We start from the raw sequence: 25,724 nt of genomic DNA, 5'->3' as shown, positions 1-25,724 counted from the left end.
CATGGCCAACCGTCGCCTGATGACCCTCGTATGGATTTTCACCGAGAAGTTCGGCCTGATCTTTCTTTCGATGATTACTTTTGTCGTCTACGCGCATCTGCTGACGCCGACGGAGCTGGGCATCGGCACGCTGATCATCGCTGTGGTCGAAGTGGTCGGCATTCTGTTCTCGTCGATGCTGGAAGACCCGCTGGTGCGCCTGCAACGTGTCGAGGACAAACACATCAGCAGCGTGTTCTGGTTTGCCGTGCTGGTCAGTCTGCTATCGATTGCGTTGATTTCGCTGGCGGTGGTGCTGTATACGCCATCCACCGCGCTGCGCTGGATGACCGCCGTGGCCTCGGTGAAAATCCTCTTCACCCTGATGGCGCGGGTGTATGTGGCGCAGATGCGCCGCAGCGGCAATTTCAAGTTGCTGGCCTCGCGCACATTGCTCGGCAAAGTCGCGGGCGGTGTCGGCGGTGTGGCTGTGGCGATGCTGGGTTTCGGCCCGTGGGCGGTGGTTGCTCAGGCGCTGATCATGGACGGCATCTCCACACTGGTACTGATGCGCGGCGATCGGCGGCGCATTGCTTTTCTGATTGATCGCCAGGTGCTAGGCGAACTGCTGCGCGCCGGTCTCCCGGTCTGCGTCAACGTGATGAGTTCGCAAACCCTGCAACGCGGCGTCAACCTGATTCTCGGCCTGACTGCCGGGGCGCATGCGGTGGGCATGTTCAATCTGGCGATGCGCATCATCGATCTGCCGCGCTCGGCGATCTACAACGGCTTGATGAGTTACGCCCTACCGGTGTTCGCCCGGCGCAGTGCCGAACCGGCGCGGCTGATCGGCGTGATAGGTGATTCCACGGCGATCAGCGGTTTCGTACTGACACCGCTGTTCTTCGGCATCGCCCTGACCGCCGAAGACATCATCCTGCTGATCTTCGGCGCGAAATGGGCCGATGCGATTCCCTTGCTGCAAGTGCTCGCCTGCACGGCAGCGCTGGGCAATCTGGCGCTGTACGCGACCACCGCGCTGGTGGCGGTCAATCGCACGCACCTGACGCTCAAGGCCGAAGTTGCCACCACTCTGCTCGCGCTGGCGCTGGTCTATCTGCTCGGCGCGACCTACGGCGGCATGGCGGCGGCGCTGGCATTGCTGCTGCGCATGCTGCTGATCACGCCGTTGCAGGTACGCGGCCTGCACGCCGCGATCGGTTACGACTGGCGCAGCTTCTTTCAGTCCAGTTACCGCAGCCTGTTCGCCTCGCTGCTGATGGTCGTCGTGGTGATGTGGACGTCGCGGCAAACGAGCCTGTCCGGATACGCGCACCTGGCCGGCGATATTGCCATCGGCGCGCTGACCTACGCCTTGGCCTACAGCCTGCTGCACCCGCGCTGGCCGCAAGAATTCAAGTTGGTGTTTACCGCCCGCTGAGCTGCATTTCCTCGCAATGGAGCACGTCGTCATGCGCAAAACCACATTGATCACGGGCGGTGCCGGCTACATCGGTTCGCACACGGCATTGCAACTGATCGAGTCCGGACACTCGGTACTGATCCTCGACAATCTGTGCAACAGCAGCCGCGAAGCAATCGCACGGCTGGAGCTGTTGAGTCATTCGCACGTCGATTTCATCGAGGGCGATATCCGCGACGCCGCACTGCTGGACGAGATTTTCAGCACCTACGCGATCGACGCCGTGCTGCATTTCGCCGGGCTCAAAGCCGTTGCGCAAAGCGTGCGCCGGCCGATGGATTACTACGCCAACAATGTGTTCGGCACGCTGAACCTGTGTCAGGCGATGGCGCGCGCGCAGGTGTTCAATCTGGTGTTCAGTTCCTCGGCCACTGTCTATGGCGAGCCGACTGTGATGCCGATCGTGGAATCGCATGGCACCGGCAAACCGGCTAACCCGTACGGGCGCTCGAAGCTGGTGATCGAAGAACTGCTCAGCGACCTCGCCCTCGCGGATGCGCGCTGGAACATCGCCGTGCTGCGGTACTTCAACCCGATCGGCGCGCACCAAAGTGGATTGATCGGTGAAGCGCCCAATGGTCGACCTAACAACCTGCTGCCGTGCCTGAGCGAAGTTGCCAGCGGCCAGCGCGCGGCGTTGACTGTTTACGGCAACGACTATCCAACCGTCGACGGCACCTGTATTCGCGACTACATCCATGTGCTGGATCTGGCCGAAGGTCATCTCAAGGCCCTACAGGTTTTGCAGGACGATGAACATGGCCTGCACGTATGGAACCTCGGCACCGGCAGCGGCTATAGCGTGTTGCAGATCATCAGCGCTTTCGAAGACGTCACCGGCCTGCGCATTCCCTACCGCTTCGCCCCGCGCCGCGCCGGTGATGTCGCCGAGTGCCGCGCCGATGCGAGCAAGGCCGGGCGCGAACTGGGCTGGCGCGCGCAACGCGAGCTGACGCAAATGCTCATCGACAGCTGGCGCTGGCAGACTCACAACCCATGGGGCTACCGCCCGCAACCGGCGCCGCTGCTAGCGGTGGGCACTTGAACCGGGGCAAATCCACGTTAGGGACGACTCATGAACAGATCACGCTGCTTGCTGTTGGTTTTGCTGTTGAGCGCTGGCGCCAACGCCAATATTCCACGACCGGTGGCTGACGGACTGGTGCTGTGGCTGGACGGCAATGATCCGGCCTCGATGACGCTGGAGGGACAAAATCAGGTCGTGCGCTGGCTGGATAAATCCGGCAAGGGCAATGACGTGGTCGTCGACAATCGCGCGGCGACGACATTGCCCACGCGCGTCGACAACGCCCTCAACGGCCACGGCGTAGTGCGGTTCAGCGGCACGGCGGCATTCATGGGCCAGGCGATCCGCACAAGCAAAGGCCCGGTGACGGTGTTCGTTGTCTCGCGGCGTCTGCCCGAGCAGGCCGGCGGCAAGGCCTGGCAGCGCCTGTTCAGCTCGCGGCCGCAACTGGCGGATAACGATAACGTAGCGCCGAATTTCGGCATCAGCGTGCAGCAGACCACCGCCTACGAGCCAGCCCTGGCCTTGCTGGAAACCAGTGACGTGCCGATCGGCCCGTTCGCGGTGGCGCGCAACGTGGTTGGCACCTCGGAAATCCTGCGTGGCGACATTGCCGAAGTACTGGTTTATGACCGCCCATTCAGCAGCCAGGAAGAACGCCGCAATGTGTTCGAGTATCTGGCGCAAAAGTGGGCGGTCGCCCTTCCGCAACAGGCCGATGCCTGGACCCGCGTTGGTCCGTTAGGACCGACACCGACTCACGCCACACCTGACCTGCCGTTGTCGGATCAGGCCAATGCCGGCGGCTGGAAGCTGGATACGCGTCTGTCCGATGAGTTCAACGGCAGCAACCTCGACGCCGAGCGCTGGCACGTCAACAACGCCACCGGCACCGATTCCTTCGGGCGCAAACCGGCGCTGTTTTTGCCGGAGAACGCCAAGCTCGGCAACGGCAATCTGAACATCACTTTCCGCAAACAGACCCTCCCGGAGAAATACGTCGCCCTGGGCTACAAGGATTACAGCTCGGCGATGGTCCGAACCAACGAACGGGGGATGTACGGCTATTACGAAGCCCGGGCAAAACCGATGAACTCTGCCGGTTCCAGTGCCTTCTGGCTGGCCTGGACGGGGCTGCCGGACAACGCCACGGAAATCGACATCTTCGAAATCGGCGGCAAGACCCGCAACGAAGCCTTTGATCGCCGGTACAACATGAACGCCCATGTCTGGGCCAGACCGCAAAATGATCAACACCTGAGCTCCGGCAGTACCTGGATCGCACCGTGGCGGCTGGCCAATACTTTTCATGTCTACGGCTTTGACTGGCAACCCGAGACTTTGCGCTGGTACGTCGACGGCGTGCTGGTGCGAGAGGCGAAAAACAACTACTGGCATTTCCCCATGCAAATCGTCTTCGACAGTGAAGCGATGTGGGACTGGTTCGGCGTGGTCGACGATGCTGATCTGCCGTCGGTGTTTCGCATCGACTACGTCAGGGTCTGGACGCGCTCAGCGCAATAGCAGCGCGTTCAACGGTTGTGCACCATCGCCTGCATCTGCCACAGCGTGCGGAACCGCCCTTGGCTTTCGCGCAGTTCTTCGGGAGTGCCGTCTTGGACGATCTCGCCGTCCTCCAGCACCAGCACCCGATCGAAGTTGGCGATGGTCGAGAGGCGGTGGGCCACGGCGAGTACCGTGCGGCCGCGCATCAGGTTGCTCAATGCGCGCTGGATGATCGCTTCGGAATCGGAATCCAGTGCCGAGGTCGCCTCGTCGAGAATCAGGATCGGTGCGTCTTTCAAAAACGCCCGCGCCAGCCCCAGGCGCTGGCGTTGCCCGCCGGACAACGTCACTCCCCGTTCACCCACCAGGGTGTGATAACCCTGCGGCAACGCCTGGATGAATTCATCGCAAAACGCTTGGCGCGCCGCCTCGATAATCTGCTGCTCGGTGGCGTACGGTTGGCCATAGCCGATGTTTTCCAGAATGCTGCGATTGAACAGCGCCGGTTCCTGCGGCACCACGGCGATCTGCCGGCGCAGGCTGTCCTGGCTGACGGAGCGGATGTCGCGGTCGTCGATCAGGATCACCCCGCTGCGCACATCATCCAGACGTTGCAGCAAACCGAGCAAGGTCGATTTTCCCGAGCCCGAGGTGCCGGCAATGCCGACGCTTTGCCCGGCCGGAATATCGAGAAAGAAATGCTCGAAGACCTTGCGCCCATCCGGGTAGGCGTAACTGACGTCGAGCATTTTGATGTGCCCGCGCGTCGGCGCCAGTTCCTCCAAGGCGTCGCTGAGCTCGTGGGGCTGGGCGACGATGCCGAGGGTTTCGCTGATGACGCCCATCTGCTGGCTGGTTTCCACCAGGGCCAGCGCCAGTTCGCGCGATCCGTGCAGGATGCGGAAGGTCAACGCGCTGACCATCACCACATCCCCCGCCGTCACCTGTCCCGCTCGCCAGAGCAGAATCGCCCAGCCGAGCATGCCGCCGGCCATAACGGTCAGGCAGATGTCGTGCAGTACCCGGGCTTTTTCCATGTACATCCAGCTGCTGCGGTGCGAATCGGCCTCGATGCCGATCTCGCGCTCCAGGCGCAAGCGCTCGCGTTCCCGCCCGGAAAAAGCCTTGATCGTCCATACGTTGGAAACCAGATCGACAATCTCGCCACCGACCCGCGCCGACTGCGACGCGAACGCGATGTGCCGGCTGCGACCGCGCACGCCGAATATGGTAATCAGCGCGGCGACGACTATCACGCAACCGACCAACGCCAGCGCCATCGCACCGTGCACCGCCAACAGCAAGGCCACGGCGCCGATAAAATCCACGCATGGCGGCACGATACGCCAGGTCAGTCCGCCATAGACCTTGTCGGCAGCGGCGCCGATCGCCGAGACGCGATTGGCCAGCGAGCCGGAGAAATGCCGCCGAAAATAACGCATCGGGTGGCCAGTCAGGTGATGGAAAAGGTCGACGCGCAGATCCGCACAACTGCCGACGATGGTGTGGCAACCGACCCAACCACCGAGGCGCCACAGCAGGTTTTCCATCACGATCAACGCCATGAACAGGCCGAACGCGTGCCAGACCTGTTCCGCCGCCGACCCGGCGGCCATGGCATCGACCAGCAGTTTCATGCCGTACTGCACCACCACCGCGCAGCACGCCGCGCCGGTCACCAGGCCGACCATGGCGATGAAATGCGCCGGGCGGATTCTTATATAACGCCATAAAAATGCAGCGGCTGACGCCGGCAACGGTTCATCGCGCCTGCGCTGGAAGTTCATCTCCCCCGCCCCTCAACACGCCGGCCATTGACCCGGCGCAGACTTGCGGCAATCCGCTCGGGCACTTGCGCCAGCTCGACGTGCAGCGGATGAAACGCCGCGCGCTCGCCCTCGCCATCTGGGTAGCCAAACACACCGGTGGGGCAATAACGGCCGTTATCCCAGCCCGGATAATCGAGAAACGGGTACCAGCAAATCCCCTGCACCGGCACACCGCGTTCAAGGGCCAGCAGCGTCTGCTCGACGATGTAAGCCAGCCACGGCAGGCGTTCTTCATCTTCGGCACCGGTTTCAGCGATCAGCACTGGCCGCTGATAACGCTGGTGCAGTTCCTTGAGCATGCCCGACAACGGCCGGAAGTCGCGCTCGCCGCGAAGGATCCGCCGGCCGTGGAAATACCACTGGTTATGCGCATAGAAATTGGCGCCGACGATATCCAGGTAATGCTCCTGCCCACCCAGACCCGGCCATTCGCGGCCGGTGAGCAGATCCCACGCCTGAAATTGCGACAGCCGATAGGCCTCAGCGGCTTCGATATCGTCAATGCGCCGGGAGCCGGCGATCACATGGATCAACGGATCGCACTGGACAAACCGCGCATTCGGCGCCTGTTCGCGAATCGCTTCGATCGCAGCAATGCTCGCTCGTACCAGCTGATGCTTGAGTTCCTGCGCGCGTCCGCGTGCGTTCGGGTTGAAATACGCCACCTCGCCTCCCGCCCAACTCCAGAAGGAAATCTCGTTGATCGGCGAGTAGAACGGAACGCTCACGCCCTCGTCGGCCATCAGCTTCGCTGCAGCAGCGGCGAAGCGGGCGAAACGCTCGACAAATGCCGGGCGCCAGATATCCAGATCATCCGGGTAGCCGTAATGGCACAGATCCCAGACCACCTGCACTTGCTGCGCTTGTGCCGCTTTGAGCATCGGCAGAAAACTGCTCCAGTCATAGCGCCCGGGGCTGCGCTCGATCAGGTGCCAGCGCAAGCCGTCGCGGGCGCAACGGATGTTCAATCCGCTGAGTCGCAGGTAGTCCTTGTCGACCCAGCGCGCATGCCCGGTGTCGGCCAGCAGATCCAGGCGCCGACCGTCCTGGCGGCGCTGGCTGGAACATTCGAAACCGGCCATGACGAAGCTGCTGAAGATCGAAGACGCATCTGCGCCGGGCTCGTCGCCTTTCGGCTGCGCGGTCATGAAGCATCGATCTCGGTTGCAGCCGTGGTCTCTGCCTGCGCCGCTTGAATATCCCGATACAGGGCCAGCGCCTGGCCCACCACCTGATCCATGTTGTAGTACTTGTAGGTACCCAGTCGGCCGAGAAACGTCACGTTCGGCGTCTGCTCGGCGAGCGCTCGATAGCGTTTGTACAGCTCGGCATTTTCTGCGCGCGGCACCGGGTAATACGGGTCGCCCTCGTCACACGGATATTCGTAGGTGATGCTGGTGCACGGGTGGGTTTGCCCTGTGAGGTGTTTGTACTCGGTGATGCGCGTGTACGGCACGTCCGGGTGCGGATAATTGACCACCGCCACTGGCTGATAGAGCTCCTGCTCGAGGGTCTGGTGTTCGAAGCGCAAGGACCGATACGGCAAACGGCCCAACTGGAAATCGAAGTATTCGTCAATCGGGCCGCAGTAGATCAGATGCGCGTACTTCACCTCGTCGCGCACTGCCTTGAAATCGGTGCCGAGCAGCAGATCGATGTTCGGGTGATCGAGCATGCGTTCGAACATTTGCGTGTAGCCGCCCAGGGGCATGATCTGGAAAGTGTCGGCGAAATAGCGGTCGTCTTCGCTGGTCCGCGTCGGAATGCGCGAAGTCACCGATTTATCCAGTGCCGAGGGATCCAGCCCCCATTGCTTGCGCGTATAGCCACGAAAAAACTTCTCGTAGAGTTCACGGCCGATCTGATTGACCACGACGTCTTCGGAGGTGCGAATGGTCGCCACCGGTTCGGCGCGTTCGGCGAGGAAAACCTCGGCTTCCGCGGAGGACATCGACAAGCCGTAGAGCGTATTCAATGTGGTCAGATTGATTGGAATCGGCACCAGTTGGCCGTCGACCTGGGCGAGAACTCGATGCTCGTAGGGTCGCCATTCGGTGAAGCGCGACAGGTAATCGACAATGCGCTGGGCATTGGTGTGAAAGATGTGCGGGCCATAACGATGCACCAGCACGCCGGCGGCGTCGTAGTGATCGTAGGCATTGCCGGCGATATGCGGGCGCCGGTCAATCAGTAACACTCGGCGGCCCAATCCTTCGGCCAGACGCTCGGCGATGACACTGCCGGCGAACCCGGCACCGACGATCAGGTAGTCATAGGCGTGGCCGGACTTGGCGCGCTCAAGGCTTATCGTAGGCATTCGATCTGCTCCTGCATGAAGCGGCTGGTGTTGTCCCACGACATGCCGGCGATCGCGGCATCGGCGCGCTGCAGAAATTCGATGGTGCCTTTGAGTGGCAAAGCTTTTTCGATCGCCTCGACGAAGGCCTCGGCAGTGTCGGCGATGAACACCGCGCCGCTCTCGCCGTAGCCGCTGATCACATCGTGAATCGGCGTCGACACCACTGGGCAACCGCCAGCGAGGTATTCGGGAGTCTTGGTCGGGCTGATGTAACGCGTGGAGGCGTTGAGGGCGAACGGCATCAGTGCCACGTCCCAGCCAGCGAGGTAGTCCGGCAGCTCGGCATATTGCTTGCCGCCCAGATAATGAAGGTTCGGCCGTTGCGGCAGCGTCTGCGGATCGATCTTCACCACCGGACCGATCAGCACGATCTGCCAGTCGGGACGCATCGCCGCCACGCGGTCAATCAATTCGATATCGAAGCGTTCATCGATCACGCCGAAAAAGCCCAGGCGTGGCCGCGCTATGGACGCTTGATCGGGCGGTTCCGGCAGTGCCTGCCGCGCCGCCGCGAAATGCGCGATGTCGACGCTGCTCGGTACCGGATAGGCATTACCGTGCTGGCGCTGCTTGACCTCCCACAGACTGAAGCCGCCGGTAAACACCACGTCAGCCCGGGCGAGCAGTTGCTGCTCCATGTCGATCAATCGCGCCGGTGCGCCCATGAACGCCGACAGTTCATCCATGCAGTCATAGACGGCAACCCGAGCGTCGAGGTGCTCGGTAAACAGCAGGCTCATCGGCGTGAAATACCACAGCAAAAGATCGCCCTGAACGCGTCCGGCGAGGTGCTCATCGAGCAATTGCCTCTGCGCCTGCTCGATCGCCTCGCCACTCATGCCGATCGGCAATTGCGGCACCGCCACTTCTATTCCCGCCGCCGGATTCGAAAGCTCGAGTCTGGGCGTGGCGTCTTCGACAAATACCGGCTCTTCGAAAAACACCACGTCGTAGTGTCTGGCCAATCGCGACATGACGTGCTGCGGCCGTTGATAAACAAATCCCCAGCGCAGATGCGACAGGCACACCAACGTGGGTCGCACCTGAAGGGATGCTTCGACAGCATTTTGCGCGCTCGCCAGTGCAAGCGCCTCGGGTTGTTCTGCCAGGTTCATAGCCAGATCCTCATCAAAAAAACAAGACGACTCAGTGCCGAGCCACCGGGCCGTCACACTTGTCGACACTGCAAGTGCAGGGCATTTCTCGATGAGGCCGTAAGGCTCTTGAAGGTTGGAATAGCCGCGTTCACGCGACGTTCAGCCCAACTTCGAGCGCAGCCGATGAAGTGCACATACCGGCTGGCAAACAAGGTTGAACTTGCCGATCAATCCAGCCCCTACCGTCCAGAACAACCATGGTTTTTGCCGCCGCACAGGCGCATCGAAACCATCTACGAAGCCATCGCCGATGGCGTCACTTGTGAGGGCGGGCGCATGATCTTGATTACGGGTGGTGCGGGATACATTGGTGCGCATGTCGCACTGCAATGGCTGGGCAACGGCGAGGATGTGGTGATCCTCGACAACTTGTGCAACAGCCAGCGCGCGGCGATCGAGCGCATCAGTACGCTGGCCGGAAAACGACCGGAGTTCATTCAGGGTGATGTGCGCAATCGACGACTGCTCGACAATCTTCTGCACGATTACCCGATCGATGCCGTGGTGCATTGCGCCGGGTTGAAAGCGGTCGGCGAAAGCGTGCGTGAACCTCTGCGCTATTTCGACACCAATGTCGGCGGCAGCCTGACGCTGTGCCAAGCCATGGCCCAGGCCGGAGTTTTCCATCTGGTGTTCAGTTCATCGGCCACTGTTTATGGCGACTGTGCCACCCTGCCAATCAACGAAAACTGCGCCACTGGCCAGCCGACCAATCCTTACGGCATGTCGAAACTGATGTCGGAAAACATCATGAAGAGTGTCGTCAGTTCCGACCCGCGCTGGTCGATCGGCCTGCTGCGCTATTTCAATCCGATTGGTGCGCACCCTTCCGGCCTGCTCGGCGAGGCACCCACCAGCACACCCAACAACCTGCTGCCCTATCTGCTGGAAGTTGCCAGTGGCCAGCGCGCGCAGCTGTCAGTGTTCGGCAACGATTACCCGACCCCGGACGGCACCGGCATTCGCGATTATCTGCACGTCGTCGACCTTGCACTCGGGCACGTCTGCGCGCTCGGCGCCTTGCGCGATCGCCATGGTGTGAGCATCTGGAACCTCGGTACCGGGCGCGGCTATTCGGTGCTGGAGGTGATCAGCGCCTTCGAACAGGTCACCGGCATCAAGATCCCGTTGCGTATTGAAGCGCGGCGCCCCGGCGACATTGCGCGCTGCTGGGCGGACCCGCAAAAAGCCCTCGAAGAACTGGGCTGGCAGGCGAGCCGCTCACTGCACAGCATGCTCGCCGATGCCTGGCGCTGGCAGTGCAATCAACTCGGCCAGGTTGACGTTCGCCAGGCCAATTGAAAGCTGCGCACGGTCACTCATTCTCGTGGCCGTGCGCATCGGCACAGGACAATCGTCCGGACTCGCCGCCGGCAATTCGTTCTGCCTGATCGATGCCACGTTTAAGCGCGTCCTCGACTTCCCATTCCACGCCGGGCAATTTCCTGATGCGCTCGTAGGCGCACTCGCCGGTTGCGGTGTAAACGCTGATGAACATTTCGACGTCGCCATCATCGGCTTCCCGTGCCCGCACCTCGATATGACAGCCGTTTTCAACCTCTTCGGTATGGCACTTTTCCGCCTTTTCCGTCGCCTTCCATTTGTTGTAGGTTTCGCCGCGTTTGAACATGTCGTACTCCTGAACTCAACTCGCTCACGTCAAAGATCTTTCCTTTGGCGGAATAATTCCAAGGATTGCCAAGAGGCATTTTCAGCATAGCGCGTTGATTCGCGCCCGCCGTTTCGCTAGTTCAACCGTTCGTCAGCTTGCGTAACATTCTGTAAAACCAACGCCGCAATGCTCATTCAAAAAGTTCGAGGCCCAGGCGAGCTCAAGTACAACTCGTTATTCAGCCCAGCGTGATTAGCCGGTACAGAAACAGGGTTTTCTGTCCATGGCCAACTGTTGCCCGAAGAAAACAAGGATCGATATAAAGAACAGGAGCATGTATGAAGCGAACAATCAGCTATTGCCTGGTCTATCTCGCTACCAGCGTTCTGCTCGCCGGTTGCAATCTGGTGGTGTTCAACCCCAAGGGCGATGTTGCCCGAGATGAACGCGACCTGATCATTCTCGCCACGGGCCTGATGCTGTTGGTGGTGATCCCGGTCATCGTCATGACCTTCCTGTTCGCCTATCGCTACCGCGCGACCAACAAGAAGGCCCGTTATTCGCCGCGTTGGGCCAGTTCTCACAAGATCGAGGCGGTGGTCTGGGGCGTGCCGTTCCTGATTATTTGCGTACTCGGCTGGGTGACCTGGGAAACCACCCACGCACTCGATCCCTATCGCCCGTTGGACTCCGACGTGCCGCACCTCAATGTGCAAGTGGTGGCAACGGACTGGAAATGGCTGTTCATTTACCCCGATCTGGGCATTGCCTCGGTCAATGAACTGGCGATACCGGTGAATACGCCGGTAAGTTTTACCGTCACTTCCGACGCGGCCATGACTTCATTCTTTATTCCGGCACTGGGCGGGCAGATATATGCCATGGCTGGCATGCAGACCAAGTTGCATTTGATCGCCAATGAAATCGGCCAGTATCGCGGAATTGCTGCGAACTATAACGGCCACGGCTTTTCCGACATGCACTTCAGCACCCTGGTACTCAGTGGCGCTGATTACGAGGCGTGGGTCAACAAAGTCAAAGCAGCGCCCGGGCAACTTGATCAAGCCAGTTATGCCGAGTTGGCCAAGCCTTCAGTGGCGCACAGGATCACTTATTACTCGGCTGTGCAGGAGCGACTGTTTCTCGACATCGTCGACAAATACGAAGGAATGAACAAAGCACCGCGCAAGAAGGAAACCCAGGTGCAACGCAACGGTGACGATGTGCGCGTCAATCAACAACCGAGTCTGCTGGCCGAGGAGCGTTAAATCATGTTCGGGAAACTTTCATGGGACGCGGTTCCATTGCACGAGCCGATTGTCATGTACACCCTGGCTATCGTCGGCCTGATGGGTTTTGCCCTGGTCGGTACCGTCACCTGGAAGCGCAAGTGGGGCTACCTGTGGCGCGAGTGGTTCACTTCGGTGGATCACAAGAAAATCGGCTGCATGTACATCATCGTCGCGTTGGTCATGCTGCTGCGCGGTTTCTCCGACGCGATCATGATGCGTACCCAACAGGCCATGGCATCCAGTGGCGGGCCGGGTTATCTGCCGCCGGAACACTACGACCAGATCTTCACCGCCCACGGCGTGATCATGATTTTCTTCATGGCCATGCCCTTCGTGGTCGGCCTGATGAACATCGTCGTGCCACTGCAGATCGGCGCCCGCGACGTCGCCTACCCGTTCCTCAACGCGCTGAGTTTCTGGCTGTTCGTCGTGGGTGCGGCACTGGTGAATATTTCCCTGGGCGTTGGTGAGTTTGCCCGCACCGGCTGGGTCGCCTACCCGCCCCTGTCCGAACTTGGCTACAGCCCCGGGGTCGGGGTGGATTACTACATCTGGTCATTACAGATATCCGGCATAGGGACGCTGTTAACCGGGGTTAACTTCTTCGTGACCATTCTCAAGATGCGCACCGAAGGCATGACCCTGTTCAAGATGCCGGTGTTCACCTGGAACGCACTGTGCACCTCGATCCTGATTCTCGCTGCGTTCCCGATCCTTACCGCCACCCTGTTGATGCTGACCCTCGATCGTTATCTGGGCATGCACTTTTTTACCAACGAGGCCGGCGGCAACCCGATGATGTACGTCAACCTCATCTGGGCGTGGGGCCATCCGGAGGTGTACATCCTGATCCTCCCTGCGTTCGGGATCTTCTCGGAGATCGCCGCGACCTTCAGCAGCAAGCGCCTGTTCGGCTATGTCTCGCTGGTGTGGGCGACGATTGCGATCACGATCCTGTCGTTCATCGTCTGGCTGCACCACTTCTTCACCATGGGCGCGGGGGCCAACGTCAATGCGTTCTTCGGCATCATGACGATGATCATTGCAGTGCCGACCGGGGTGAAGATCTTCACCTGGCTGTTCACCATGTATCGCGGCCGCGTGCGCTTCGAAACGCCGATGCTGTGGACGCTGGGCTTTATCGTCACGTTCAGTATCGGCGGCATGACCGGCGTGCTGCTGGCGGTGCCCGGGGCCGACTTCCTGCTGCACAACAGCCTGTTCCTGATCGCGCACTTCCATAACGTGATCATCGGCGGCGCGGTGTTCGGCTACATGGCCGGGCTGACTTACTGGTTCCCCAAGGCGTTCGGTTTCCGCCTCAACGACCGCCTCGGGCGCATTGCGTTCTGGTGCTGGCTGGTGGGTTTCTACTTCGCGTTCATGCCGTCCTACGTGCTCGGTTTCATGGGCATGACCCGGCGCCTGAACCATTTCGACAACCCGGCCTGGCAACCGTGGCTGCTGCTGGAACTGTTTGGCGTCGGCATCATTCTCTGCGGCGTGTCCGCGCAGGCGTTGCAGCTCTACGTGAGCATCCGCAACCGCGCGAAACTGCGCGACCTTACCGGCGACCCGTGGGACGGTCGCACGCTGGAATGGGCCACGGCCTCGCCGCCACCATTCTACAACTTCGCCGAGCAACCGAAAGTCAACGACCTCGACGCCTATTGGGGCATGAAGGAGCGCGGCGTCAGCACCCTCAGCCACACCGACTACCGCGCCATCCATATGCCGCGCAACACCTCCGCCGGCCTGGTGATCAGTGTCTTCGCGCTGATCTGCAGCTTCGCCCTGGTGTGGCATATCTGGTGGCTGGCGATCTTCGGCCTGGTCGCTTCTGTGGTAGCGATGATCGTGCGCAGCTACGACGAAGACATCGATTATTTCGTCCCGGCGCAGGAAGTGGCGCGAATTGAAAAAGCGCGTCTCAAAGACTTGGCGGAGGCTTGAACATGTCCAATATCGTTCTGGAAAAAGACATCGCGCACAGCCATGAACATGGCCATGAAGACGCGGGCTCGATGCGCATTTTCGGTTTCTGGATCTACCTGATGACCGACTGCATCCTGTTTGCGACGCTGTTCGCAGGCTATGCCGTACTGCGTGACAGCGTGGCTGGCGGTCCGTCGACCGTCGACATTTTCGAATTGCCCTACGTCCTTGCCGAAACTGCGTTGCTGTTGTTGAGCAGCATCACCTACGGCTACGCCATGCTGGCGATGAACCGCAATGACAAAGCCCACGTGCTGCGCTGGCTAGGCGTCACTTTCGTGCTGGGTTGCGGCTTCATCGCCATGGAGATCAACGAATTCCATCATCTGATCGCAGAAGGCTACGGGCCGGATCGCAGCGGATTCCTGACCGCGTTCTTCACCCTCGTCGGCACCCATGGCGCCCACGTGCTCAGTGGTCTGGTGTGGATGGCGGTGTTGATGCTGCAGGTGCGCAGCCGGGGCCTGACCAACACCAACACCACGCGCCTGAGTTGCCTGAGTCTGTTCTGGCACTTCCTCGATGTGGTGTGGATCTGCGTGTTTACCGTGGTTTATCTGCTGGGGGTGGTGTGACATGTATAACCAGAGTCCGATTCATAGCAGTGCCGGCACCAGCCATGGCACCAGTCGTTCATACATGGTCGGTTTTATCATTTCGGTGATTCTGACGGTGATTCCCTTTGGCCTGGTCATGTACCCGACGTTGCCACGCAGCGTCACCGCTTGGGTGGTGGTCGCGCTCGGTGTGGTGCAGATCTTCGCCCACCTCAAATATTTCCTGCATCTGGACACCGCCAAGGAGCAACGCTGGAACCTCAGAGCGCTGATCTTCTCGGTGGTGATCATTCTTCTGCTGGTTGGGCTTTCGCTATGGATCATGGACAGCATTCACCACAACATGCTGGCGCACTGAAGCAATGGCGGCTGTCGCTGAATGTCGGGCTGGAACTGACCAAGCCCGGCATCATCGTCGGCAACCTGGCTTCGGTGTTCGGCGGCTATCTGCTTGCCGCCGGTGGCCGCCCGGTGTCCCTGGCGCATTTCTTGGCCGCCCTCCTCGGCACCGCGCTGGTCATCGCTTGCGGTTGCGTGATCAACAACTGCGTCGACCGCGATATCGACCGGCGCATGGTGCGCACCTGTCATCGGGCCTTGGCGGTTCGTGCTGTGTCGTTGCCCAGTGCGTTTTGCTACGCGGCGGTGCTGGGTGTGATCGGCTTCGGCTTGTTGTGGGTCGGCACCACAGCACTGGCCTGCGCCATGGCGGCAGTCGGTCTGATGGTTTATGCGGGCGTCTATACCTGCCTGATGAAACGCCGTTCGCACTGGGGCACGCTGGTCGGCAGCCTGTCCGGGGCCATGCCGCCGGTGGTCGGTTATTGCGCGGTCACCGGCAGCTTCGATGCCACGGCGCTGATGCTCATCGTGGTGTTTTGCTGCTGGCAGATGCCCCATTCCCACGCGATCACTGTCATGCGCCACGAAGATTTTCGTGCCGCCGGATTGCCAACCCTGACGCTCAGACAGGCCCGACGCGAGATCAACCTCTACATGGTCGCCTTCCTGATCAGCGCAGCGATATTGGGCTGGGTAGCGGCTATCAATATTTCCTATCCGCTGGTGGTGCTCGGGCTGGGCGGCTACTGGTTTTATCTGACGTTGCGACCGGTGCGAAATGCCAATGCGAAAGTCTGGGCGCGGCGCATCTTCAGCGTGTCGATCCTGCTGATCCTGGCGCTGAATCTTTCCCTGGCACTGAACGCCGTACTGCCCTCGCCCTCTGCGCTCTACCGCTCATCGGGCGTGGCGGAAAATCATCAAACGCAGGTGCGTGGCGGGTTATCAGAATCGATAACGGCTTCAACAACAGACACCCTGGAGGAAACCCATGGCTAACGATCCTTCAACATCCGATTGCGCCTGCCCGGGCTGCACCTGCAAGTGCAGCGGTGAGCAAACCATCGAGCGCGACGGCAAACACTATTGCAGCCAGGCTTGTGCGGATCTGCATCCAAAGGGCCAACCCTGCCCCTCGTCCTCCTGTCATTGCGAGCAAAACCTTGGGACTTATGAGCGCAATGTGAGTGACTCGAAACTGGATGAAGCGGTTGAGGAAACGTTTCCCGCCAGCGATCCGATTTCGCCTTGACCCTTTGCCTGAAAGCACTGATTTTTTCATCTGCAGGAGAAATGAAATGGACGAGGAAACCATCCGCAAGATCGCCTACAGGCTTTGGGAGGAACAAGGTCGGCCGCACGGCAATGATTTCGAGCACTGGTTGCAGGCGCGCGCAGAACTGGATGCGTTCGATTCCGATGGCTTGCCGGGTTCGGTCGCCAGCAGCGTAGCGCCGCCGGCACCACGGAAAAAGGCCAAGCCTGGGACCGCTGCTCCCGCGACCAGAACCCGCAAAAAAACCACGTCTGCTGCTAAATGACCGATCTTCAAAGGCGCGCGCTTGCGGGAGGAATGGGCTCGTGAAGCGCGGCATCAATCTGGTGCTGGCGGCCTTCGCGTTGACGGCGTTGTCCTACGGTCTGGCACGCTTCGCCTATGGCCTGCTGCTGCCACAGATTCGTCAGGATCTGGCACTGAGTGTTTCCGCCGCTGGATGGATCGGCGGCAGTGCATTTGCGGCGTATTGCGTGGGCATCGTCGCGACGTTTGTGTGCAACGGCAAAGTGAGTCCGCGTGGGTTGACGGTGATGGCCGGCGCCGCTGCGACGCTGGGCATGGGACTGGTGGTTGTCGCTTCGTCGGGGCTGACGTTGGGCTGCGGCGTGGCGCTGGCGGGATTGAGCACCGGTTTGACCTCGCCGCCATTGGCCAGCGCGGTAGCGGCGCGTCTTGATGATGCGGATCGCCCGCGGGCCAATGGATTTATCAATGCCGGGACAGCGGCGGGCATCGTTTTTTCCGGTTTGGCGGCGATATTGGCAGCCGGGCAATGGCGCCAGCTGTATGCCTTGTTTGCCTTGATCGGCATCGGCGTCACGATCTGGCTCTGGTTTGCGCTACCGCGCCGGGTAGAGCGTGACGTCGCGCAGAACTTCTCGCTGGCAATGCTGCGTCGACCCGGCGTACTGCCTTTGGGCGCCAGTGCTTTCCTGATGGGCCTGGCGAGCACGGCGATCTGGACATTCGGTGCCGATATCCTGCGCAGCGAGGCTGGATTCAGTGATCAGTCGATCGCTTGGGCGTGGATAGTCCTGGGTGCGGCGGGAATCAGCGGATGCATGACGGGCGTGTACACCGGCCGATTCGGTGTCGTGCGTATTCAGCATCTGGCACTGGCTGGGATCGCCCTCGGGACATTGGGCCTGTCGGCCGCCTCGATATCAGCCGGGTCTGGCCTCGTCGCAATGTGCCTGTTTGGCGCGGCCTATATCGTTTCTTCAGGCGTTTATCTGCTGCAAGGCATCCGCCTGTTTCCGGATCGTCCGGACTTGGGACTGGGCATACCGTTTCTGGTACTGGCGCTCGGTCAGACCGCTGGCACCCCGGTTTTCGGCGCTGTGCTGGAGGCTGCCGGCGTAATCGTTGCCCTCTGTGTTTTCGCGGCGGCCGCTTGCGCCGCCATGGTGCTGTGCCCAAGAGATGGTGAAAGTCCGCGCAGACAGATGTGCCAATCCACCGAAGGCTTGGGTCGCTAATGATTTTTATCGTCAGGAGTACAAACCATGGCCGTAAACATCAGCAATCTCACCCTGTCCACCCCGGTGGCCGTTTCGGCAACCAATCCGGTCGCACTTGAGCTCAACGGCGCCGAGGCCATTGCGCAGTTCCCTAGCATCGTCACGGTGCTACCGGACGGTTCGCTGCAACTGTCCGCGCCGACCAAAGGCGCCTCAAGCAAAAGCACTCACCGCACCCGCTGCGAATGGAAAGAATCCTTTTATTGGTCGCTGGGCAGCGCCGCTGATCACCTCAACTATCAGGAAATGACCGTGACCAAGGTCAACTCTGCGCAGAAAGTCGTTATCTCGCAGATGCATGTGAAAAACGACGACGGCCCGGTCATCAAAGTGTTCTGGCAGAAAGGCAATATCACCATGGGCTTCCGCCAGAGCTTCAACCAGCCCACCCCGGTCAACACCACGGTGCTCAAGGGCGTACCGTTGGGGGCGAAGTTCAAGATCACCATTCGCGCCAACTCTGCCGGCGTGGCTAGAGTCACTGTCGACTACAACGGCGTTGTCGGCACATCAGGTGACTTGCAGCTCGACTCAACCTGGAATTCGCAGGTGTTCAATTTCCACGGCGGGGTCTACAACCAGATCGACTACACCGACGCCACGCCGCCTGAGGATGGTTCGATCTGCATCATCAGTGACTTGTTGATTTCGCATACTTAGGCGCTGAAACGAGCAAGGGCCTGCGTCAGCTTTCGCTGGCAGGCCCTTGTGCAGGTCCAGACGCCAGTTACGACGCGTCGATCCAGATGGTTTTCAGTTCAGTGTATTGGTCGTGCGCCCAGATCGACTTGTCACGTCCACCGAATCCCGATTCCTTGTAACCGCCGAACGGCGTCGAGGCATCGCCTTCGCCGAAGCAGTTGACCGTGACGATCCCCGCGCGAATGCCGCGTGACAGCTTCAGCGCGTGGCGCAGGTTGCCTGTGTAGGCCGAAGCGGCCAGGCCATAAGCGGTGTCGTTGGCCAGAGCGATGGCTTCATCGACTGTCTGGAAGGTCGTGACGCTCAGCACCGGGCCAAAGATTTCCTCCTGGAACAGGCGACTATTGCGGCTGACCCCATCGACGATGGTCGGCTCGACGAAGATATCGTTGCGGGTCTGACCGCCCACCATCACGCTCAGCTTTTCATCTCTAGCGAGATCAAGATACGAACGCACCTTGTCGAAATGTGCCTTGCTGATCATCGAGCCCAAACGGTTCTCCGGGTCCAGCGGGTCACCCATTTTCCAGTCGCCGAGGTGTGCCTGAATGCGCTCCAGGAGTTCGTCCTTGATGTCGGCGTGGACGATCAGGCGCGATGAGGCTGAGCAGTTCTCGCCCATGTTCCAGAACGCGCCATTGACCACATGCTGCGCGACCACATCGATGTCTTCGACATCGTTCATGACCACCGCCGGGTTCTTGCCGCCGCACTCGAGCACGATGCGTTTCAGGTTGGATTCGCTGGAGTATTTGAGGAAAAGCCGGCCGGTGTCGGTCGAGCCGGTGAAGCTGACCATTGCCACATCGGGATGACGCCCCAGCGGCTCGCCCGCCTCCTTGCCGCCGCCGGGCACGACGTTGAACACACCGGCAGGAATACCTGCCTGATGCGCCAGTTCGGCGACACGCAAGGTGCTCAGCGTAGTTTCCTTGGCCGGTTTGACCACGATCGAACAGCCTGCGGCCAGTGACGGGCCGACTTTCCAGGCGAGCATCAGCAGCGGGAAATTCCATGGCAACACCAGCCCGACCACGCCTATCGGCTCGCGCACGACCATGGTCACCGCGCCGGAACCGACCGGCGCCGTGGCGTCGTAAATCTTGTCGATCAGCTCGGCGTGCCAGCGCAAGGTATGGATGGTTTCCGGCACGTCGATGGTCTGGCACTCACGAATTGGCTTGCCACTGTCCAGGCTTTCCAGCACCGCCAGTTCATGAGCGTTGTCTTCCAGCAATTGGGCAAAGCGCAGCAACACCGACTTGCGCGCCGACGGTGCGAGTGACTGCCAGCGGCCGTCATCAAACGCTGCTTTCGCTGCTGCAACGGCCTGATCGATATCGTCGGCATCACACGCGGCAATCTCGGTCAGCACTTGCTCGGTGGCCGGATTGGTCGTGGTGAACGTCTTGCCGGACTTTGCCGGACAAAAACGCCCGTTGATAAAAGCCTGATGGCGAAATTCCAGCTTCCCCGCCAGTTCACGGTATTGCTCTTTACTCAGCAGATCTGCCATTTCAAGCCTCCTCGACAATGCGCGCGACGTTCTTCTGCAGGGTTTCGATGACGTTTTTCAGTTGCTCTTTTTCGGCGGGCTCCAGCGCTTGCAATGGTGCGCGTACACCGCCGGCACGCAGGCCGCTGAGTTCGCTGCCATGCTTGATCGACTGCACGAACTTGCCGCTTTCGAGGACGTCCATCAGCGGCAACATCGCCGACATGATCCGCCGGCCCTTGTCGAAGTTCTTCTCGAGTACGCAGGTTTCGTACAGCGCAATGTGTTCACGCGGGATGAAGTTGGAACCAGCGCAGACCCAGCTGCGTGCGCCCCAGGCAAAGAACTCCAGCGCCTGATCATCCCAGCCGCAGGACAACTGGATCTGCGGGTGCGAGTGAGCCAGACGATGCAGCCGGGCGGTCTCGCCCGAACTTTCCTTGATCGCGGCGATGTTCTTGCAATCGGCAATGGCAGTGAAGAATTCATCGCCCATCGCTACGCCCATCCGCGACGGATAGTTGTAAAGCATGATCGGCAGACCGGCGGCCTTGTCCACGGCGAGCACGTGGGCAGCGATTTCTTTCTGCGTCGGCAAGGCATAGGGTGGCGAGCCGACCAGAATCGCGTCTGCTTGCAGTGCCTTGGCCTTCTCGGCGAAGTACACCGAGTCCTCGGTACGGATGCCGCCAGTGCCGATCACCAGAGGCAAGCGCCCGCGAATGACCTCTTTCGCGCGCTGGGCCACAGCGACCCGCTCCTCTGCGGTGTGCGCGTAATACTCGCCGGTCGAACCGCCGATCACGATGCCGTGCACCCCGGACTCGATCAGGTATTCAATTACTTCGGAGAACGCCGCATAGTCGATCTGGCCATCGGCGGACAACGGGGTAATGGCCGGGGTAAAGATTCCATCAAAGTTCATCGGGTTTTCTCCAGGGTTCAATATTCAGGATTTCGGACTTCAGGTAATTCAGCTTTCTCTGCCGGCGCGGTACTGCCCCCACTTGAGGTTCATGTTCACCCCCAGCGAGAGGAACGGTTCTGGCGGGTTGCTGTTGGGACCGGGGGTTTGCAGGAGGAAATCGATCAGCCCGTCGCGCTGCCCGGCCAGCCAGTCGGCCAGCAACTTGCCAGTGACAGTGCCGCGAGTGACACCGAGGCCGTTGCAGCCCAGCGCGCCGTAGACGTTGGGCGCCAGCTCACCGAAAAAGCCGTTGTGATTGCGCGACATCGCCAGCGCGCCGCCCCAGGTGTAGTCGAACGTGACGTTGGGCAGCATCGGGAAACGCTGGTCGAACGAGGCCTTGTGCCGGCGCACGAAACGCTCGTTGTATTTGCGGTTGCTGCGGCCATCGGGGTTAAAGGTGAAGCTGTTGCGGATCAGCAAGCGGTTGTCCGGCGTGCGGCGCACCGTGGTGCCGAACGGATCAGCGGGAATGGCGCCCCAGAACGGCTTGCCACCGAGGCGCGCCTGCTCTTCCTCGGTCAATGGCCGGGTGATGCTGGCGTAGGTGTAGATCGGCAACATGCGCCCTTGGAGGAAACCGAAACGCATGCCGAAGGAATTGTTCGCCAGAATCAGTTTGTCGGCCGTGATGCTGCCGTGGGCATGTTTAAGAACCGTCTTGGCGCCGTACTCGACTTCGAGAATTGGCGTGCGCTCGTATAGCGTGACGTTGGCAGGCAGATTGTCGGCCAGGCCTTTGACCAGCCCGGATGGCTGCAGCAACACCGCGCCCGGCGTGAACAATGCCTTGCGGTAGAAATGCGTGCCCAGATGTTCAGGCAACTCATCGGCGTCGATCATTTGAAACGGCTGATCGAGTTTCTCCAGACCGCGACGATAGGCATCAAGCACGGCGATACCGCGATTCTCCACGGCAGCCTGATATTTGCCGCACGCCTTCATCTGACAGTCGATGCGGTACTGATCGACCAGATCACGCAGGATCGACTGGCCGGCCAGATTGAGTTTCAGACTGGTGCGCGCCAGTGCAATGTCACCGATGTAATCGTCGGCGCCGATATCGTGCGGCAGGTCAATCGCGAAACCGGCATTGCGCCCCGATGGCCCTAATCCAACTTCCTGTGCTTCGACCAGTACTACTTCGTCATCGGGAAAATTCAACGCCAGTTGCCGCGCACAGGCGAGTCCGGTGAAACCGGCGCCGATGATCACCCACCGCGCCGAGCGCTGCCCACGGTGCGCAGGCTCGGGGCTACGCGGTTTGCTCAGATGAAACCAGCCACAACTGTCATCATCGGCGGGTAATGAACTGACTTTCATAGTGTTGAACCGTTAATCGTTGAAGTTGCAAAACGCACGCGGCACAAAGCGAACGCACGCAGTGGCGTTGATCGGGAACTGGTAAAACCGTGACTGGCGCAAACCGTCAGTTCGCGCGGCTGATTCAGTAGCTGGCGGCTAAGGCATAGCGCCCGTTGCTGGCAGAGTCGCTGGCGTAGTGGTAATCCCTGAACGTCATCGGCGGTAAGCCGAACAGATCCTTGAAGCGCTTGTAGAAGTGCGGATAACTGACAAATCCGGTCGCCAGTGCCACGTCTGTCATCGAGCGATCACTTTGCACGATCAATTGCCGTGCGCGGGTCAGGCGCAACTCCAGGTAATAGCGATTGGGCGCAGCGTTCAGATAGCGCGCGAACCGGCGTTCCAATTGTCGGCGCGACACTCCGACGTAACTGGCGATGGCATCGATTTCCATCGGCTCCTCGATGTTGTTTTCCATCAGGTCGATGGCGACGTTCAGCGGCCTGGGAATCGCTGCAGGCCGATCACCGTCGGCAGCTCCCGCAGGTTTGCCCTGTGCCGGCTGATGGACCCGTTTGATTTCATCGAGCAGCGCCGCATCGTTGTGCGAGCCCAGTTCATGCATGACCGCCAGGGTCATATCCAGTGCCGCATGAGCGTTGGCACACGTGGCTCGGCGCTGAGCGACGATGAATTCACGACTGGAGGCTTTCAACTGCGGGAAGTACTCGCTGAGCAAACCGCAGCTGTCGCGGTGACAGGCGAATTCCTCAGCGCCGAGCAATCCCGCATCAGCCAGATGGAACGCTGCATTCCAGCACCCGGCGACGATGCCCTTGCCAGCGGTTTTCTTCAGCACTCGGCGCAGCAGCGGTTGCGGCGCCAGGCGGACGCGCTGACCGCCGATCACAATCAGCACGTCATGGTTGAAGCCCTCTGCGACCAGTCGTTGCGAATCGACCGGCACGCCAATATCGCTTTCGACACGTCCGCCCTTGAGCGACCAGGTCGAGACGGTGTACAGCGTTTCGCCGTTGATGAGGTTGCCGGTAGCCAGCGCGTCCATCGCCGTGGACAGGGTCGTCAGGGAGAAATGCTCGAGCAGCACGAAGGCCACTCGCACCACTCGGGCCTGTCCGGCCACCGACGCGGACTGGCGAAAGCCGATGTTCTGCTGCTTCAACGGACTCTGAAAGGTTTCCATCTTCGCCTCACTCACTTGCCGTTCACTGACACCTGCGACCGCAACGTTGGCGACGGGCTGAACCGTCGCCAAGTGCACTCGAACCGATTACTTCGCCGCCGCGCGTGCGTCGCTCAACCAACCGTCATAAGCCTGCTGATTAGCCTTGATCCATTCAGCGGCGTGACGCTTGATGTCGGCGAGGGATTTTTCACCCTTTTGCATGCGCAGGTTCTGTTCGCTTTCCGCGCTGGTCGGAATGCTGACCTCGGAGAGGAATTTGCGCGCCACCGGGTTCCTCTCGGCGAATTCCTTGTTCATCACGGCATTGACTGTGTCTACCGGGAAACCGAGGTTCTTGCCGTCATGGAAGGTGTCTTTGCTTTCCTTGCCGTCTGGCAGCGAGGTGAACGGCACTGGCAACCAGACCACATCGCGTCCTTCCACCAGCACGCCGGCAATCCACTGCGGTACCCAAGTGAAGAACAGCACTGGTTTACCCTGTTGAAAGCGCGCGATGGTGTCGGCCATCAAGGCGAAATACGAGCCGCGGTTATTCACCACGGTCGGACCGAGACCATAGGCCTTCATGTGATGTTCGATCATGATTTCGCAGCCCCAGCCCGGGTTGCAGCCGGTCAGGTCGGCCTTGCCATCGCCGTTGCTGTCGAACAGTTTGGCGATCTCCGGTTTTTTCAGATCGGACAGATCCTTGATCTGGTAAGCCTCGGCGGTTTTCTTGTCGATCATGTAGCCCTGCAGCACGCCTTTCATGACCTGCCCGACCTTGACCATCACGTCATCGCCGCCCGCCTTCTCATAAAATGCCTGGTGCAGGATTTCCCATTCATGCACGGTGAAATCCGCATCGCCGTAGGACAGCGCGAGAAACATCGCCGGATAGTCGACCTCTTTTGGCGCTTTCACGTCGTAGCCCAATTCCTTGAGGCCGGCGATCACCACTTCACCGCGAAAACGCTCTTCGGCGATGCTCGGGAAAATCGGCGTGATCGACACACCGGCGCCCGGTTTGTTGGCATCGGCTGCGTAGACTGCCGAGCACAACAGAGTGCCGAACAACGAAGCCATCAGGCCTTTCTTGAAAGTTGTCAGTTTCATGTTTCACCACGCTTGAAAGTGTTTATGGGTGAGCAGGCAAATTCAGTTGGTCACGGGACGTGCAAGAGTTTTCTTTTTTTTCAGTTTCATCAGCAGCCCTACCGGGCCGGTGTCATACCAGCGCTGACCGGTAGCCAGATCGCTGCTGCGTTCGCCCATGGCCTGGGTCAATCGGTCGAGAAACACCGCCAGCAACACCAGACCGGCGCCGCCGACACTGGCCAGGCCCATGTCGAGGCGGCCGATGCCGCTCAACACCATCAGACCGAGACCACCCACCGAGATCATCGAGGCAACCACCACCATCGACAGCGACAACATCAAGGTCTGGTTGAGCCCGGCCATCATCGTTGGCGCCGCCAGCGGCAATTGCACCTTCAGCAGCATCTGCGTGGCCGTGCAGCCGAACGCCCGCGCCGCCTCGACCTTGTCGGCGGGCACCTGCCGGATGCCGAGGTTGGTCAGCCGCACCAGCGGCGCGACGGAAAAGATGATGGTGACGATCACCCCGGGTACGTTGCCGATGCCGAACAGCATGACCACCGGCACCAGGTACACGAATGCCGGCAGCGTCTGCATGGCGTCGAGAACCGGGCGGATGATCATTTCCGTGCGATCACTGCGCGCACAGAAGATGCCCAGCGGGATGCCGATGACCGCGCAGAACAATAGCGATGTCAGCACCAGAGCCAGGGTGACCATCGCGTCGTTCCACACGCCGATCAGGCCGAGGCCGGTGAGCGTGGCGACACTGAAAATGGCGATGCGTCTACCGCCGATCTGCCAACTGATCAGACCGGCAATGATGATGAAGACGGTGGGAGGTACCGACAGCAGGCTCCACTGCACACCGTCCAGGACCTGGTCGACCGGCCAGCGAATCGAGCGGAACACTTCACGAAAGTTGCTGACCAGATATTTGAGCGCGGTTTCGACCCACGAACCCAAAGGAATGTTGATGCTCTGGAAAGGATCCAGAATATTGAAATCTGACATGGTGCTACCTCGCCCGCAGA

At 60.4% G+C, this 25,724-nt stretch carries 24 protein-coding genes; 13 read left to right on the top strand and 11 right to left on the bottom strand.

Annotation, left to right across the window (positions count from 1 at the left end; all coding sequences use genetic code 11):
• Position 1: 1 nt before the first annotated feature.
• From HU724_RS13310 to HU724_RS13300, 3 genes are read left to right on the top strand one after another with little or no spacing between them, the layout of a single operon-like run.
• On the top strand, positions 2–1,420 hold the full coding sequence (locus tag HU724_RS13310) for an oligosaccharide flippase family protein (protein WP_186567095.1): 1,419 nt from the start codon (positions 2–4) through the stop codon (positions 1,418–1,420).
• Between the two features lie 31 nt (positions 1,421–1,451).
• Complete coding sequence (galE, locus tag HU724_RS13305; RefSeq protein WP_186567097.1) at positions 1,452–2,507, top strand: UDP-glucose 4-epimerase GalE; 1,056 nt, start codon at positions 1,452–1,454, stop codon at positions 2,505–2,507.
• A gap of 30 nt (positions 2,508–2,537) precedes the next feature.
• Positions 2,538–4,013, top strand: a complete 1,476-nt coding sequence (locus HU724_RS13300) for a family 16 glycosylhydrolase (RefSeq protein WP_186567099.1) — start codon at positions 2,538–2,540, stop codon at positions 4,011–4,013.
• 8 nt (positions 4,014–4,021) lie between these two features.
• Here the strand turns inward: HU724_RS13300 and HU724_RS13295 are convergent, their stop codons facing one another.
• From HU724_RS13295 to HU724_RS13280, 4 genes are read right to left on the bottom strand one after another with little or no spacing between them, the layout of a single operon-like run.
• Positions 4,022–5,782, bottom strand: a complete 1,761-nt coding sequence (locus HU724_RS13295; protein WP_186567101.1) for an ABC transporter ATP-binding protein — start codon at positions 5,780–5,782, stop codon at positions 4,022–4,024.
• The gene (locus HU724_RS13290; RefSeq protein ID WP_186567103.1) at positions 5,779–6,972 is read right to left on the bottom strand and encodes a glycoside hydrolase family 1 protein; all 1,194 of its coding nucleotides are present in this window, start codon (positions 6,970–6,972) and stop codon (positions 5,779–5,781) included. The genes HU724_RS13295 and HU724_RS13290 overlap by 4 nt, the downstream gene beginning before the upstream one ends.
• Entirely contained in the window at positions 6,969–8,141 is a 1,173-nt protein-coding gene (gene glf / locus HU724_RS13285) for a UDP-galactopyranose mutase (protein WP_186567105.1), read from the bottom strand. Before glf ends, HU724_RS13290 begins: the two co-directional genes overlap by 4 nt.
• On the bottom strand, positions 8,129–9,298 hold the full coding sequence (locus HU724_RS13280) for a glycosyltransferase family 1 protein (RefSeq protein WP_186567107.1): 1,170 nt from the start codon (positions 9,296–9,298) through the stop codon (positions 8,129–8,131). The genes glf and HU724_RS13280 overlap by 13 nt, the downstream gene beginning before the upstream one ends.
• Before the next feature lie 318 nt (positions 9,299–9,616).
• Here HU724_RS13280 and galE (HU724_RS13275) point away from each other — a divergent pair, with 318 nt between their 5' ends.
• Positions 9,617–10,642, top strand: coding sequence for a UDP-glucose 4-epimerase GalE (galE, locus tag HU724_RS13275; protein ID WP_186567229.1), 1,026 nt, complete (start codon positions 9,617–9,619; stop codon positions 10,640–10,642).
• A 13-nt stretch (positions 10,643–10,655) separates the two neighbouring features.
• Here galE (HU724_RS13275) and HU724_RS13270 read toward each other — a convergent pair whose 3' ends face one another.
• Complete coding sequence (locus HU724_RS13270) at positions 10,656–10,970, bottom strand: hypothetical protein (RefSeq protein WP_016774554.1); 315 nt, start codon at positions 10,968–10,970, stop codon at positions 10,656–10,658.
• 320 nt (positions 10,971–11,290) lie between these two features.
• Between HU724_RS13270 and cyoA the strand changes: the two genes are divergently transcribed.
• From cyoA to HU724_RS13225, 9 genes are read left to right on the top strand one after another with little or no spacing between them, the layout of a single operon-like run.
• Positions 11,291–12,220: a ubiquinol oxidase subunit II gene (gene cyoA, locus HU724_RS13265; RefSeq protein ID WP_186567109.1), complete on the top strand. Its 930-nt coding sequence runs from the start codon at positions 11,291–11,293 to the stop codon at positions 12,218–12,220.
• A gap of 3 nt (positions 12,221–12,223) precedes the next feature.
• Positions 12,224–14,197: a cytochrome o ubiquinol oxidase subunit I gene (gene cyoB, locus HU724_RS13260; protein ID WP_039760284.1), complete on the top strand. Its 1,974-nt coding sequence runs from the start codon at positions 12,224–12,226 to the stop codon at positions 14,195–14,197.
• A 2-nt stretch (positions 14,198–14,199) separates the two neighbouring features.
• Positions 14,200–14,814 (top strand): cytochrome o ubiquinol oxidase subunit III, encoded by a 615-nt coding sequence (locus tag HU724_RS13255; protein ID WP_186567111.1) that lies wholly within the window; start codon positions 14,200–14,202, stop codon positions 14,812–14,814.
• A gap of 1 nt (position 14,815) precedes the next feature.
• Entirely contained in the window at positions 14,816–15,154 is a 339-nt protein-coding gene (gene cyoD, locus HU724_RS13250) for a cytochrome o ubiquinol oxidase subunit IV (protein WP_130926569.1), read from the top strand.
• Positions 15,112–16,137: a heme o synthase gene (gene cyoE, locus HU724_RS13245; RefSeq protein ID WP_186567113.1), complete on the top strand. Its 1,026-nt coding sequence runs from the start codon at positions 15,112–15,114 to the stop codon at positions 16,135–16,137. The genes cyoD and cyoE overlap by 43 nt, the downstream gene beginning before the upstream one ends.
• The gene (locus HU724_RS13240) at positions 16,130–16,390 is read left to right on the top strand and encodes a metallothionein (protein ID WP_186567115.1); all 261 of its coding nucleotides are present in this window, start codon (positions 16,130–16,132) and stop codon (positions 16,388–16,390) included. The genes cyoE and HU724_RS13240 overlap by 8 nt, the downstream gene beginning before the upstream one ends.
• A gap of 46 nt (positions 16,391–16,436) precedes the next feature.
• A complete protein-coding gene (locus HU724_RS13235; protein WP_130888087.1) occupies positions 16,437–16,679 on the top strand; it encodes a DUF2934 domain-containing protein in 243 nt (80 codons plus the stop codon).
• A gap of 40 nt (positions 16,680–16,719) precedes the next feature.
• Complete coding sequence (locus HU724_RS13230; protein WP_186567117.1) at positions 16,720–17,895, top strand: MFS transporter; 1,176 nt, start codon at positions 16,720–16,722, stop codon at positions 17,893–17,895.
• Positions 17,896–17,922: 27 nt separating this feature from the next.
• Positions 17,923–18,597, top strand: a complete 675-nt coding sequence (locus tag HU724_RS13225; protein WP_122699293.1) for a polysaccharide lyase family 7 protein — start codon at positions 17,923–17,925, stop codon at positions 18,595–18,597.
• A 67-nt stretch (positions 18,598–18,664) separates the two neighbouring features.
• Here the strand turns inward: HU724_RS13225 and HU724_RS13220 are convergent, their stop codons facing one another.
• The 6 genes from HU724_RS13220 to proW form a co-directional block, all read right to left on the bottom strand.
• Positions 18,665–20,155, bottom strand: coding sequence for an aldehyde dehydrogenase (locus tag HU724_RS13220; protein WP_186567119.1), 1,491 nt, complete (start codon positions 20,153–20,155; stop codon positions 18,665–18,667).
• Between the two features lies 1 nt (position 20,156).
• The gene (locus HU724_RS13215; protein WP_186567121.1) at positions 20,157–21,059 is read right to left on the bottom strand and encodes a dihydrodipicolinate synthase family protein; all 903 of its coding nucleotides are present in this window, start codon (positions 21,057–21,059) and stop codon (positions 20,157–20,159) included.
• Between the two features lie 48 nt (positions 21,060–21,107).
• Entirely contained in the window at positions 21,108–22,424 is a 1,317-nt protein-coding gene (locus tag HU724_RS13210; protein ID WP_122610469.1) for an NAD(P)/FAD-dependent oxidoreductase, read from the bottom strand.
• 124 nt (positions 22,425–22,548) lie between these two features.
• Positions 22,549–23,610, bottom strand: coding sequence for a GlxA family transcriptional regulator (locus tag HU724_RS13205; RefSeq protein WP_186567123.1), 1,062 nt, complete (start codon positions 23,608–23,610; stop codon positions 22,549–22,551).
• A gap of 87 nt (positions 23,611–23,697) precedes the next feature.
• Positions 23,698–24,678, bottom strand: a complete 981-nt coding sequence (gene proX / locus HU724_RS13200) for a glycine betaine/L-proline ABC transporter substrate-binding protein ProX (protein WP_437180358.1) — start codon at positions 24,676–24,678, stop codon at positions 23,698–23,700.
• Between the two features lie 72 nt (positions 24,679–24,750).
• Positions 24,751–25,704: a glycine betaine/L-proline ABC transporter permease ProW gene (gene proW / locus HU724_RS13195; protein WP_122610471.1), complete on the bottom strand. Its 954-nt coding sequence runs from the start codon at positions 25,702–25,704 to the stop codon at positions 24,751–24,753.
• Between the last annotated feature and the right edge of the window lie 20 nt (positions 25,705–25,724).

The sequence above is a fragment of the Pseudomonas iranensis genome, assembly GCF_014268585.2.
GTDB classification, from domain to species: Bacteria; Pseudomonadota; Gammaproteobacteria; order Pseudomonadales; family Pseudomonadaceae; genus Aquipseudomonas; species Aquipseudomonas iranensis.
This window is presented reverse-complemented; position numbering and strand designations above follow the sequence as displayed.

Coding starts and splice junctions, on each gene's coding strand:
- HU724_RS13205 (WP_186567123.1), bottom strand. CDS start 23,610: ATGGAAACCTTTCAGAGTCCGTTGAAGCAGCAGAACATCGGCTTTCGC.
- HU724_RS13235 (WP_130888087.1), top strand. CDS start 16,437: ATGGACGAGGAAACCATCCGCAAGATCGCCTACAGGCTTTGGGAGGAA.
- HU724_RS13210 (WP_122610469.1), bottom strand. CDS start 22,424: ATGAAAGTCAGTTCATTACCCGCCGATGATGACAGTTGTGGCTGGTTT.
- HU724_RS13290 (WP_186567103.1), bottom strand. CDS start 6,972: ATGACCGCGCAGCCGAAAGGCGACGAGCCCGGCGCAGATGCGTCTTCG.
- HU724_RS13300 (WP_186567099.1), top strand. CDS start 2,538: ATGAACAGATCACGCTGCTTGCTGTTGGTTTTGCTGTTGAGCGCTGGC.
- galE (WP_186567097.1), top strand. CDS start 1,452: ATGCGCAAAACCACATTGATCACGGGCGGTGCCGGCTACATCGGTTCG.
- proX (WP_437180358.1), bottom strand. CDS start 24,678: ATGGCTTCGTTGTTCGGCACTCTGTTGTGCTCGGCAGTCTACGCAGCC.
- HU724_RS13270 (WP_016774554.1), bottom strand. CDS start 10,970: ATGTTCAAACGCGGCGAAACCTACAACAAATGGAAGGCGACGGAAAAG.
- cyoA (WP_186567109.1), top strand. CDS start 11,291: ATGAAGCGAACAATCAGCTATTGCCTGGTCTATCTCGCTACCAGCGTT.
- HU724_RS13255 (WP_186567111.1), top strand. CDS start 14,200: ATGTCCAATATCGTTCTGGAAAAAGACATCGCGCACAGCCATGAACAT.
- HU724_RS13215 (WP_186567121.1), bottom strand. CDS start 21,059: ATGAACTTTGATGGAATCTTTACCCCGGCCATTACCCCGTTGTCCGCC.
- HU724_RS13220 (WP_186567119.1), bottom strand. CDS start 20,155: ATGGCAGATCTGCTGAGTAAAGAGCAATACCGTGAACTGGCGGGGAAG.
- HU724_RS13310 (WP_186567095.1), top strand. CDS start 2: ATGGCCAACCGTCGCCTGATGACCCTCGTATGGATTTTCACCGAGAAG.
- cyoD (WP_130926569.1), top strand. CDS start 14,816: ATGTATAACCAGAGTCCGATTCATAGCAGTGCCGGCACCAGCCATGGC.
- galE (WP_186567229.1), top strand. CDS start 9,617: ATGATCTTGATTACGGGTGGTGCGGGATACATTGGTGCGCATGTCGCA.
- cyoB (WP_039760284.1), top strand. CDS start 12,224: ATGTTCGGGAAACTTTCATGGGACGCGGTTCCATTGCACGAGCCGATT.
- HU724_RS13225 (WP_122699293.1), top strand. CDS start 17,923: ATGGCCGTAAACATCAGCAATCTCACCCTGTCCACCCCGGTGGCCGTT.
- proW (WP_122610471.1), bottom strand. CDS start 25,704: ATGTCAGATTTCAATATTCTGGATCCTTTCCAGAGCATCAACATTCCT.
- HU724_RS13240 (WP_186567115.1), top strand. CDS start 16,130: ATGGCTAACGATCCTTCAACATCCGATTGCGCCTGCCCGGGCTGCACC.
- HU724_RS13280 (WP_186567107.1), bottom strand. CDS start 9,298: ATGAACCTGGCAGAACAACCCGAGGCGCTTGCACTGGCGAGCGCGCAA.
- cyoE (WP_186567113.1), top strand. CDS start 15,112: ATGGATCATGGACAGCATTCACCACAACATGCTGGCGCACTGAAGCAA.
- HU724_RS13295 (WP_186567101.1), bottom strand. CDS start 5,782: ATGAACTTCCAGCGCAGGCGCGATGAACCGTTGCCGGCGTCAGCCGCT.
- glf (WP_186567105.1), bottom strand. CDS start 8,141: ATGCCTACGATAAGCCTTGAGCGCGCCAAGTCCGGCCACGCCTATGAC.